This is a genomic window from uncultured Methanobrevibacter sp., assembly GCF_900314615.1.
Taxonomy (GTDB): Archaea; Methanobacteriota; Methanobacteria; order Methanobacteriales; family Methanobacteriaceae; genus Methanocatella.
Genome location: NZ_OMWA01000005.1, coordinates 89138 through 103215 on the forward strand (window position 1 = coordinate 89138; position 14078 = coordinate 103215).

A 14078-nucleotide genomic window follows, 5' to 3' on the forward strand; every position below is an offset into this window, starting at 1 on the left:
AAGTATTACTATTTTAAAAAAATTTGAAAAATATAAAATTTTATTCATAATTTAGAAAAAATTATAAATTTTATTCAAAAATAAATTTTTAATAAAAACATAACTGTAATAAAAAAAATAATTATTAAAAAATATTCAATGATAATAAATCATTCTGAATATTTATATAAAAAAATATACTAATAGTATACAATATTAAAAATTGAATGAAATAATTAAATGAGAACCAATATTAATAGAAAATAATAGACAAATTACAGAGTTACAGAAAAAAATATACAGTATATATTGCCCTTTTTCATTACAACCATTTAAATCAATTAAAATCTGTAATTTATCCAAAATTAGGTAAAAATTAAGAAAATAAACATATATTCCATCACTCCAATTTAATGATGAAAAATAAGCTATTTAAAACATATAAATATGAAATAAAGACCATTTTAAAGAAATAATGAAAATTATATTGTAAATTTATACAATAACTTAAAGTAAATTATTTTTTAATATTGGCTAAAATTTTTTTACAACTACAATATCCAAGATGGTTAGAAGTCAAGTGTCCATCTGTCGATCAAACTACACTCCTCCAAATTGAATCACAAAATAGAACAAAAGATGCTTCAAAAAAAACTGAGCAAATATTTAAAAAAATGGAAATATTGAAATCAATAAATAATCACTGAATTTATTAAACATAATTTCCATTGAAAAATATATTGTATACAAAAATGTAAACTATTTTCGATATCTCCTTGGCCTAATTAGCCCAATCAGAGCACAAATCAACAGTATAATCCAAACAGGATTACCAGTTGCATAATCTGACAAGTTAACCCACTCTGAAGAGAGTTTACCATAAGATTTACCCTCATGTGTTGCACCAGACCCCTTATCAAAATCAACATTTATCATGAATGATTCTGATACCTCATCATATTTATCGTCACCTGAATATGAAACGAAAATGCTGTAGTCACCATATTTTAAACCTGAAAGTTCAAATACCGCTTTTCCATTTTTAACAGCTTTTGTGTAAACCTTACCATCAATCTCAATTGTTACAGTGCCTTCAGCATCACTAGGAAGAGTTACAGTGAATTTTTTACCGTCGAAATCGATGTTGTCTTCAGTGAGCTTGATTTTCACTTTGGATACTTTAAAGGATCCTTCACTCTCATCAGGCAAGTATTTATCATCACCAGAATAGTAAATGCCAAATTTATATTTTCCCGCCTTGAGTTTAGGAATTGTGAATGTCACTTCACCATTTCTTAAAGATTTGGTGTATGATTTGCCGTTTATAATGATTGTTACATCTCCTGTTGCATCTTCAGGATATTTGATATTGATTATTTCATCATCCCCCACCTTGATATCTGAAATAATGATAGAAACATCACCAACATCCGCCCTAACATGGAATACTGCACTTGTATTAACACTTGTGTAATTTTCATTGCCTTTATAGACTGCAAATGCATTATGAGCGCCTAAAGGCAAATTAATCAGATTCCATGTTGCCTTACCATCATAGTTTAATGTATTTCCTAAAGCTAAAACATCAGTGGTTTTGACACCATCCTCCAATGGAATCTCAATTGTTAACCCATCAACAGTGATTAATACAGTTCCAGGAGCATTGACAGTAACATTCAATACTTCAATTTCGCCTTCTTTAATGTCAACTACTTCAATTTTAATTTCAGGTGTTAATTTTGCTACATTGAAACATGCATGTGTTGAATTTGGCTTGTATTTATTGTCTCCGCTGAATGTTACATCAACATCGTAGTCTCCTCCCGCAAGACTATCGTATTCAAATACTATCTGCCCATCATAAACCGGAAGATCATTGTATGTTTCACCACAGACTGTAACGTTTACAGTCCCGTTGCTGTCTTTTGGAGCTTTAACTGTTATAACAATAGCTTCACCGTAAGTGATGTCTTTAACGTCGATTTCAATTGGAGAATCTCTCTGTATAACAGTTACATTTTCACATGTGAAATTGTTATCCGAACTATTTAAGTCTTTTTCAAGAGCCCCAACAGATACTGTATTTTTAACTTCTCCTGCAGATATTGCTTTAACGGTTAATGTTAAAGTAGCACTGGTTGAAGAGTTTAAGTTACCGACATACCATACTCCTTCATTTTCGCTGTAATATCCGTATTCTGTATCAGCTGATATGAATTTGAGTGATTTTGAAAGTTTTTCAGAGACTTTTACATTTGTTGCATTACCTAAACCTGCATTATAAACCACAATTGTGTATGTGATCTCCTCATCCACATAAACTTCTCTTGCATTTGCTGATTTGACAATATTAAGGTCAACTCCAGGATATATTTCAAAGGAAGTCCTGTTTGCGGATTTAAAGTAGTTGTTTGTTTCAGGATAGTCTAATTCAACCTCATATACTCCGAAGTCAAGTTCAGGAATTTCAAATTCAGCACAGCCGCTTTCATTGACTTTAACTTCATAAGTTTTGCCGTTTAAGTTGATTGAAATTGTATTGGCCTCATTTTCAGGAACTTTTATAATCATTTTTCCTTTTTCGCCGTAAGTGTAGTTTTCAATTGTTGGAATTATGAATGAAGCGATTTTCATAACTTTAAATGTTGTTGAGTTAATTGCCGGGAAGAAATCTTCACTGCCAGTGTATTTAACTGTCACATTATATGTTCCGCAATGCAAACTGGTTAAGACAATTTGAGGGGTTTTGCCATCCTCTAAAGTGAAATTGCCTATTTCAGCACCATTCAGCAATACTGTAACGTTTCCAGAAGGTACTGTTTCATTTTGCCTGTCAACAATACTGATGACAAATGATTCATTTTCAAGATAGTACATATCAGTAGCCGGAATAATTGCATAAGCTAATTTTTTGGATGTTGAATTTTCAATTCCAGTGTAATAATTATCATCCGGATGGAATACTAATTCATATAATTTATCGGAACTTGAAGCATATTTAAATCTGGCCATACCTGAAATATTTGTTTTGACTGTTTTGCCGGTGAGAAGATTGTTCTGCCTGTCATAAATATAAAATGTTATGTCCTGATAATCCTCATACTGTGTTTGATAAATATTATCATAATCGCCAGGTTTTACGTCGTCTGCAAGTACAACAGGAACTCTACGTTCACTGCCAGTGTTTGTAACACCGTCAATACCTAAGTAAGTCACATTGGTAAGGCCGATTGTTCCGTCATTCCATATTGCATTGACTAAATTGTCATTACCCCTAAGTGTTGCTACAACATCAATTGTTTGATTATTATTAGTTTTTGTTACGTTTAAGACTAAATCCTGAGAATCCGCCTTGTTGTTGAGCAATACGGAGTCGATAATTTCAAGATTATTTTTTGCAAGATAAATAGCTGAACCTTTACTTGCAACATTTCCTGTCAGTATGCAGTCTGTTAAAATTTCATTTGACTGGGATTTCCAGTATATTGCTCCACCCTGTTTTGCTGAGTTATTAGTGAAGTTAGCACCGTTAAATGTAGTGTAGAGATTGTCTCTTAAAAATACTGCTCCACCCAGTTTTTCTGCATTATTTTTAATGAAATTACAGTCAGTAATAGAACCTATATCACCAGTCCATGATACAGCTCCACCGGATCCACCCAATACTTTATTTCCGTCACTGTCAATATATTTATGAACTCCTCTTGCATCTTCATCAACAAGACCTAAAGCTTTGTTATCTGTGAAATTGCATGATTTTACTGTACCGTTGTGACCGTACCAGAATACTGCACCACCATTTCTCAAAGCAGTGTTGTTGATTAAGTTTGAATTGGAAAGTCTACCGTTGACGGCTCCTTCCTGGAAGTCAACAGCTCCGCCGTTAAGTCCTGCAAAGTTATTTTCAAACAGTCCGTTGTCGATAGCTACATTGTTGCAGTGGCCTTCACCTCCGTCATCGCTTCCTTTTAAGAATACTGCACCACCTGAGTAAGCAGCACGGTTGTCTTTGAATTTTGAACCATTGATGATTCCGTTTTGGCCAACCCAAAGGACTGCTCCACCGTCACCGCCGCCGTTGGCATCAGTAATATTGCCCAGAGCAGTGTTGTTTGTGAAAGTGGAATCTTTGATTGTACCGTCAATTCCACTCCAGTATATACCCCCACCGGATCTTTTTGCAACATTATTTACAAATGTTGAGTTGTCCACAATACCGTGTCTGGCTCCATGATACCAGTCAATAGCACCACCATTATATCCTGCTATGTTATTTGCGAAGTATGAACTTCTAAATGTTGTATTGTCGCATTTTTCATCTTCACTTCCCTGCAGGAATACTGCTCCACCACGTTTAGCTGCAGTATTATTTACGAAATTGGAATAGATAACGTTACCCAGTGCCCCGGACCACATTACAGCTCCGCCGTCACCTCCGTATGTGACGTCACCTAAAACGCTTGTAGCGTTGGCTATACCTAAAGCTTTGTTGCTGTAGAATTTTGAATATTTTATTGTACCGTTGTGACCGTTCCAGAATATTGCTCCTGCTGAACGTTTAGCAGTGTTGTTAATGAAAGTGGCATTTTCCACTAAACCATCTTCAGCACCTGCATGCCAGTCAATAGCTCCACCATTTGTTCCTGCAACGTTATCTGCAAAGTAAACGTTTCTGAATGTAGTATTTTTATTTCCGTGATCGCACGGTTCAATATATACCGCCCCACCACGGCCACCAACATCATAATCAGGGTTTTTAACAGCTTCATTGTCAGTGAATCTGCAGTCATCCACAAGACCGTTCAGACCTGCCCAGAATATTGCGCCTCCGTCACCGACATTTCCATAGGAACCTGGATTTAGACCTTTTGCAGTGTTGTTTGTGAAATTGGAACCTATAATCTCACCGTCATGACCTCTCCAGTATACTGCACCACCATTGGCGTTAGCTGTGTTGTTTTCAAATGTGGAATTGAATATGTTACCGTTATGTGCGCCTTCATGCCAGTCAACAGCACCACCGTTGGTTCCAGCTAAATTGTTTGCAAATTCACAGAAACTGAATGTTGAGTCAGTACAGTTTCCAGCATCACTTCCCTGAAGGTAAACTGCTCCACCACGTCTTGCTGCAGAGTTTTTTTCGAATTTACAGTTGTCAACAAGACCTTTAGCACCAGTCCACTGTACGGCACCACCGTTACCGCCGTATGTTAAATCACCATAGGAATCTTTATATTCAACAATACCTAATGCAGTGTTGTTTTTAAAAGTGGAATCTTTTATTGTACCGTTTGTTCCAAACCAGAATACCGCACCTGCAGATCTGTTAGCGACGTTGTTTTCAAATGTTGAGTTGATAATGGCCCCATCATGAGCTCCACGGTTAAAGTCAACTGCACCTCCGTTAATTCCTGCAGTGTTGTTTGTGAATTTATCATTTGCAAATGTGGTGAAACTGTTGTCTCTTAAAAATACTGCACCCCCTAATCTTCGAGCAGTGTTGTCTGTGAATGTGGAATCATTTATTTTACCAATATCCCCAATCCAGGATATAGCTCCGCCAGAACCTCCTAAAATAGGATTTCCGTACTCATCGACATATTTATGCACTCCTCTCGCATCACTGTCAACAAGACCCAATGCCTCATTTTCGATGAATGTTGTGTTGAACACTGTACCATTGTGTCCGTACCAGAATAATGCTCCACCATTTCTAAGTGCAGTGTTGTTGATAAATACTGAATTTGACAGTTTACCGTTGGTAGCTCCCTGCTGGAAGTCAACAGCACCACCGTTTAAACCTGCTCTGTTGTTTTTAAATACACCATGGTCTACAAATACATCATTACAGTGAACATCAGTTCCGTTGTCTGATCCTTTAAGGTATATTGCACCACCGGAGTATGCAGCTGTGTTGTTTTCGAAATATACCCTGTCGATGAAACCTTCAGGACCTACCCAGAGGACAGCTCCACCGTCTCCACCGCCGTTTGCATCTGTAATATCACCTGTAGCAGTGTTGTTTATGAAAGTACTGTTTCTGATTGTACCGTTTATACCGCTCCAGTATATACCACCACCTGATCTGTGAGCAGTGTTGTTTATGAAAGTGGAATTTTCCACACAACCGTTTGCAGCACCTCTAAACCAGTCTACAGCACCACCATTGTATCCTGCAGTGTTATTTATGAAAAGGGAATTATAGAATGCTGTATCGTGACCGTTACCTACATCACTACCCTGCAGATATACTGCTCCACCACGACCACCGGATTTGGTAGCATTGTTGTATTGAGCATAGTTGTTTATAAATGTACAGTTGTCTACAATACCCTGTGCACCTGTCCACATTACAGCTCCACCGTAACCACCATAGGTAACATTACCATAGGAATCTGTGTAATTGACAATACCTAAAGCAGTGTTGTTGATGAAAACTGAATCTTTGATTGTACCGTTTGTACCGAACCAGAATACTGCACCTGCAGACCTGTTAGCTTTATTATTTACGAATGTTGAATTGAAGATAACCTCATCGTGAGCTCCACGGTTGAAATCAATAGCTCCACCATTGATTCCCGCAGTGTTATTGATGAAGTGAGTGAAGTCAAATGTGATTTTGGAGTTTTCACGCATGAAGATTGCTCCACCAAGTCTAGGAGAAGTATTGTTTATGAAATAGGTGTTATTTACAAAACCTATTGAACCTATCCAGTAGATTGCACCACCATTGTTATTTTGAACAAAACATCTGGTGAAATTGGAATCCAGCATTGTAACGTTATTTCCGGAAATGTAGATAGCTCCACCATCTTCCACACCGTAACAGTCCACCATATTGGATGAGGATATTTTTATATCATTACCGTCGATATCAATGGCTCCACCTGTTGTTGAGTTACAGAATGTGAAATTGGAGTTTTCAATGTTTGTGTATTCACCGAATCTTATATATACTGCTCCACCGGCCCTTTCGGATTTCACATGATCAAATGATGTTCCTGAAACATTTGTATGTTCTCCAAAAATGTATAATGCTCCACCATCATTGGTTGCAGAACATCTTGTGATGTTCAAATCAGTTATTTGTGCATTTGAACCTGCAATAAACATCACACCACCATTACGGGAAGTACAATATTTGAAATTGGACTGGCGTATTGAAGCATCATCTCCTCCAATCGCAATAGCTCCTGCTGCACCGAATCCTCCTCCTTCACCATTATAATCCGGTGCGATACAATATGTGAAATTGGATTTTTCGATATTTGCGTTTTCACCCATTATGTATATAGCTCCTCCGGAACCGCCTCCTTCTGCAATGTTTTTGAAAAATACAGACGAGGTAATATTTACGTTATTTCCATAAATGAATATTGCACCACCAAAACCTGCAGTGTCACTTTTGGAAGAACTTGCATTTGCAAATGCAAAGAGACTGTCGGCAATCAATACGTCGTCCCCTTCAATGTAAATGGAACCTCCTGACTCAACAGTCCAGCTGTAGGTGAGATTATCATTGATAATGCTTGCATTTGTACCTAAAATATAGATGATTCCACCAGTATTTGCAAAACTGCGGACGAAATTTGAATCCTTGACAAGCGCAAGGTCTCCTTCAATAAATATGGCTCCACCACGACTGTTTAATGCCTGTGTTCTATCAAATGAACAGTTTATAACTGTCGTATTGTAACCACCAAGATAGAATGCACCGCCGTCACCATATCTTGCAATACAGGTATTGATAACACCGTTGAGGATGTTTACGTCATCTTCTCCTGTAATGTAGATGACTCCGCCGTCATTGGTAGCATTTGAATAGCCGATGTTGAAATGATTTACTGTTGCATGGTCACCTGCAATGTATAAGGCACCGCCCTGATTGGTTGCTGAGGTCATGTTTGATACGAATCCGTCAATATATGCATGTGAACCTTCAATGTTTACAACACCTCCGTCAAAAGCAGTACACATTATAAATGTACAGTTTAATAGTTTTGTGTAGTTTCCTGTAATATCAACTGAACCTCCACGGCCGCTTTCCTGATTAACCCTGTTTTGCAGGAACTTTGAATTGGACACAGTTGCATTTGCTCCGGCAATATAAAGAGCACCACCATCATAATTGTCTGCAATACATCTTGTAAAGCTTGAATTGTTGATTTTAGTGAAATCACCGGCCACATAAATTGCTCCTCCATAGTTGGTTGCATTGGTAAGGGAAATGTTAAAATCAGCAATATTTGCATAATTTCCTTCTACGAATATTGCGCCACCATTATTTGCCGCAAAACTCATAATGCAGGAATAACCGTCAATTAAAGTATTTGAACCGTTAATGTAAATTACACCCCCATCATAAGCATTACATTGCATGAAAGTGGAATTAAGTATTTTTGTATTGTTTCCATGAATTGCAATGGATCCTCCGCAACCAGTCTGGTTATTTACCTTGTTCATTGTAAAGCTGGATTTGTAAATGGTTGTGTTTAAACCTAAAACATATATTGCACCACCATTGTGATTGTAAGCTGTACACATGGTGAAATTGGAATTGTGAATGTTTAAATAGTTTCCTGCAACATAAATTGCACCGCCATAGTTGGTTGCATTGGTAAGAGCTATATTGAAATCGGCGATTGTTGCATAATCTCCTGCAACATACATTGCACCACCGTCATTGTTAGCAAGACTTTTAAGACAGGAATAACCGTCAATCAATGCATAATCCCCATCAATATAGAGTACTCCACCATCGTAGGCAGTACACATTTCAAATGTTGAATTCAATATTTTTGTAAAGTCACCTTTTACATATACAGCTCCACCTTTGGCATTAGCTCCGGTTACCCTATTTTGAATCAGTTCAGCATTAATGATTGTTGTATTTAACCCTTCAATGTAAATTGCACCACCATCCCTATTATAAGCGATGTTTTTAGCAAGAGTAATATCAGTTATGATTGCGAAATCTCCTGCAATATATAACGCTCCGGCGTATTCAGTTGCATTATTGAATTCAAAGTCAACATTATGGACCTGAACTTTGTCCCCTTCTATGTAAAATGCTCCTCCTCTTGCAGCGAAGCTGTGCATACCTGTTACATTGATTATTTTAACGTCATCACCAGCAACATATACAAAACCGCCTTTGGATGCAGTACAGCGGTCGAAATTACAGTCTATAATTTGAGTGCCGTTACCTAAAACGTTCAGTGCACCTCCCTGACCTATACCGACATTAACCCTGTTCATGGTAAAGTTACAGTTTTTAATATAGGTATCAGAGCCTTCTACAAATACTGCACCGCCGTGATAAGCTGCAGCAGCACATTTATCAAAGAGAGAATCTGTGATGTTTACATTATGACCGTATACATATATTGCACCGCCGTTCAGTGTTGCATTGGAGAGGGTGAAAACGGAGCGTGAAATGCTTGAGTTTGAACCTCTAACGCAAATTGAACCACTTCCTCCGTCAGCACGGTTAAGCATGAATGTTACGTTATCAATAACACCCCCGTTACCTGTCCATGTAAGTGCACCTCCGTCACGTGCCGCCCTGTTGTTGATTATTGTGGAGTTATATAACTTACCGAAGTTACCGGAAATATAACCTGCACCACCGTCGTGACCTGCACTGTTTCCAATCATTGTAATATTCACCACAACTCCGTTATTTCCGGCAACATAACCTGCACCGCCGTCATAAGCTGCACTGCAGTTAATGATTGTAGAATGTCTTACTCCGACATTATCGCGAAGAAGAGCTATATAATACGGATCCACACCTTCTGTGTCAATGTTGCTTGCAGACAGATATATCGCACCACCATTGTTTTTGGCAGATTCTGCGATAAGTGTACAGTATTCTATTGATGCTCCAACGTCAAGATAGATTCCTGCACCGTCTCTTGCCTCATCTTTTGTGAAAAGGGAATGGTGGATTACTGCAAATATTCCGCTTACATATATTGCACCACCGTTTTGATATGCGACGTTATTTGAAAAAGTAGAAGCGTTGATTATAGTTATACCGTCAAATACTGATACATCATCTTCAGGTTTCTGGTAAATACCTGCACCGTTACCTCTTTGAGCTGTATTGTTGATGAAATTACAGTCATAAATCATACCGTTGATACCACTCCATACAAGAGCTCCACCGTTCTGGGAAGCTGTGTTATTGATAAAAGTACAGTTTGATACCACTCCACGGTCACCGTCTATATATGCTCCACCACCGTTTCTGCCGGCAGTACAGTTGATTACGGTCATGCCGTTTACTGTACCTCTGTTGCCGTATATGTATGCAAAACCGCCGTCTGTACCTGCGCTGCATGCTATGAATGTGCTTGAGTAAAGACCGTATTTTTTAAGAGCTTCCGGAGATAAAGTGGAAATATTGTTTACAGTGGAGTACAGGTAAAGGGCACCGCCGTTTACACCTGCATGGTCATTTATGAATACTGAATTGTTTAAATAAATTCCAATATCGAAAAATATGGATCCTCCGTTATTTGAAGCGGAGTTATTTGTGAATCTTGATGAAAGAACGTCCAGCAATGTTCCTCTTGCAGATATTGCTCCACCGTTTGCTGCTTTATTGTTTATGAATAAGGAATTGACTATTTTTGAATTTGTGGTTATTGTAGAGGTATTTGCAATGTAGACTGCTCCTCCGCTTGTTAAAGCGACGTTGTTTATGAATTTTGAATTGATGATGCTGACGCTGTCATCAGCAGTAAAACTGACAGCAGAACCGTTAACACCATATGCATTGATGAAATTGATATTTTTCAAAGTAACCTGTGAATTTCCCATTATTTTAAATATTGAAGATTGACCTGCACCGTTTAAGGTATATCCTGCACCGTCAATTGTCAGGTCCTTGTCAATGGTGATTCCGTTTTTATCACCATCACCTGCATAAGTATAGTTTCTATCGAGCACCACAGTCGCTCCGGAACCGGCACTTTGCACTACCCCGTCAAGCTGGTTAAATGTTGCAGAGGATGCTTTTAATGCATCAAAATCATCAGTCATTTCGATGGTATTTTGACCATCTACGCCAGATATGGCATTGTTGACTGCATTATCTGTCGCTGAGACAACAGACAGTGCAGAAAACAACACCAAAACCATTAAAATCAATATTGTTATTTTTTCCTTATTCATACATACAACTCCATATTTTATTAGATATAAAATAGGCCGTTTTTCGACGCCTACATTGATATTAATTTAAGTTAAAAGATGTATATATGTTTTTGTTTATTGTAGAATGGCCAAAAAACTATATAAGGTTCAGAAAATATTAAAATTGATGAACATTTTCACAAATTGGGCGCGTAATGTAATTAATATTTGACTAAAATGCAATATAAATACAATATTACACCAAAAGCAAATGTTAAAAATAAACCACATCAAGCATTATAATATAATATAATATTATTATAAAGCAATCTAAAGATTAATTTGAATTATTACAAACAAAAACAATAATACTTGAACAAATTTAAGGCCTAATATAAAAATACCTAATTCTACAAGATATAATTTTTAAAAATTGAAAACAAAAAAACAGAAATTATATGAAAAAAATATCAAACTGTATAAAAAAAAGAAATGAAGAAAGTAATCTTATTTGATTACTTTACTTTTGATGATTTCTACTCTTTTAAGAGGGTAGATTTTTTTAGCATTGTGGTAAATTTCAGATGCTAATTTACCGTTAACACATACTTTTACTAAATCATCAAATGATTTTTCAGCTGCGTTTTCTCTGAGTAAATCTTCAATGACTTTTCTCATGTATCTTTGTTGGGAAGATTTAGCTCTTCTGGTGGTTACAGCTAAAACTTGTAATTTTAATCTGCGGTCATCTTTAGTTTTAACAACTGCTGAAGCATCGATTCTGGAAGTTCCTCTTCTGATCATGCTTCTTACGTAATCAGTGGTTGTTTTGTGTCCGGTGAATTTTGTGTTTGCAACATCACCTGCAACATTATCAATTTCAAATCTGAGTTTGATGTATTGTTTTGAGAAGTCCCCAGATAATTCTCTCATAGTAACTTCTACTCCTCTACCAATAAGAAGTTCTGGATCTTTTGCTGGAGTTTCTCCAATTTCTTTATCTTCAAAGTTTACTGGTGTTTTAATAGTATACCAGGATTTTTCTTTCCATGTATCACGTACTCTACGTCTTGATTTTGCTTTTGCCATTATATCAACCGTTTAATTTTAATCTATAATTATTTAGTAATTTAGCGTTTCGCCATTTAATTTTAAAAATAGTCTTAAATTAGGTAGTTTATCATTTACTACACAAAATAAACTGTAAAAATGATTTAAGATAAGTATACTTTTACAATCTCTTTTTTGACTATTATGAGCTCAAATTAGCTCATTTAAAGAAAATATTTGTAATTAAGTTCTATTTTTTTAAAACCCGCCCATAAAGGTTATGAATAGTTATTTTATTCATGATATATAAAGATTATTGAAATTGCTTAAAATAAGTAAAATTTTGAGAAAATAAAAAGTAATAAAATTTTTCATGCATATTGGAGAAAAATTTATTCACCTTTAAAACGCTTTAATTGTGAAATAAAGCACACAGAAACATTTTCAAAAAAGTTACAATAGAACTTAAAAAAAGTTACAATATAATTTTTTGAACTAATTTACATGCACATAAGGCCGCTTAAAGCAATTTCAATATACTCCTGAAGACTCTCAAGCTCATCAGAATCCATATTTTCCATCCTGTTAATACTGTTGATTTTATTATTCTTGGACAAGGTCATGTGAGTGTTAATGTATCCGTCACGTTCTATGAGTTTGAGCATCCTTTTGCCATATGTCAAATCAGGATTTGAAACACGGTCATGCATCAGCTTTAATGTATGACCTTCATCAATTCCTAAAACTTCACACATGCCGTACATTTCATTGATAATATCTGAAGCCCAGCTTTTAAGAGTAACCTCTTCACCATCCTTTAAAAGTCTCATTGAATCAGTGTAAGCCCTTTCAGCTGTTGCTTCCTCATTGATTTTGGCTTCTTTTTGCCAGTCGACATAATCAGACTCACGCTTTACCATCATATATATTAAAAATAAATGAAGAAAATTCATGTCATGCCTTACAAGACCACACTGGTAAAACGGATTGATATCCAATGTTCTAACTTCAATATACTGAATTCCATCTTCTTTAAGGGAATTTAACAAATCTTTAGGATTTTTAGGTTTTAATCTTATTTGAGTATAAAGCTCCTTAGCCTCAGATAAATCCCCATTTTCTATAAATTTTTCAATATCAGAGGTAAATTCATCCAAAGAAGCGTATGAAGGATATAAATCTTTGAGATTCTTATAACCGCAGGAGGAATTTCTAAATGAAGGTCCTTTTGTTGAATAAAAGCTTCCAAAATCATCTTTTGCATCCATCAGATGTATGCATTCATTTGAAAACGTATTGTGAGAACCTATTGAACAGCCAGTCAGATAAATTATCAGCCAGGAATATCTCAAGTAGTTTCGGGCTATTTTTAGATAAACTTCATTTTTAAACTCCTGAAGAGACATATCAAGGTTTAAAACTTCCTTAAATTTGTTTAAAAAGTCATCACTAAATGAAAAGTTAAAATGAACACCTGAAATCATCTGTTTTTTAACACCGTACTTTTTAGCCAGCCCTTCCCGGTATTTCTGTGAAGATTCACCTTCACCAGAGTATTGTGCTATTGGTATTCTGTCCCAATAAGGTAAAATACAAGGAATTGACTGAAACCAGAGACATTCATCCTCCTCAAGAGCATAGTTAACCACATCAGCCAGCAAAACGAATGTATCAAAAGCCTCATCAAGCGAATCGACAGCAGGAGTTATTATTTCAATTTGACTTTCGGAAAAATCAGTTGTAATCAAAGGATTTTTGAATTTATCTCCAAATACCTTCGGATGAGGAGTCAAAGAAAGATTTCCATCCGCTTTTGCTCTTAAACTTTCCCATTCAATTCCAAAATGTCCTGCCATGATATCCTTTGTTGAACACCTTGATAAATCAACCAAATCCATCAGCACGAA

General features: G+C 36.2%; 3 protein-coding genes. All 3 read right to left on the reverse strand.

What is annotated here, in order from left to right; genetic code table 11:
* Window positions 1–738: 738 nt before the first annotated feature.
* Window positions 739–11160, reverse strand: coding sequence for an Ig-like domain repeat protein (locus tag QZN33_RS02440; protein WP_296789232.1), 10422 nt, complete (start codon window positions 11158–11160; stop codon window positions 739–741).
* Window positions 11161–11628: 468 nt separating this feature from the next.
* The gene (locus QZN33_RS02445; protein ID WP_296789236.1) at window positions 11629–12210 is read right to left on the reverse strand and encodes a 30S ribosomal protein S3ae; all 582 of its coding nucleotides are present in this window, start codon (window positions 12208–12210) and stop codon (window positions 11629–11631) included.
* Window positions 12211–12671: 461 nt separating this feature from the next.
* Window positions 12672–14069: a glutamate--cysteine ligase gene (locus QZN33_RS02450; protein ID WP_296789343.1), complete on the reverse strand. Its 1398-nt coding sequence runs from the start codon at window positions 14067–14069 to the stop codon at window positions 12672–12674.
* Window positions 14070–14078 lie beyond the last annotated feature (9 nt).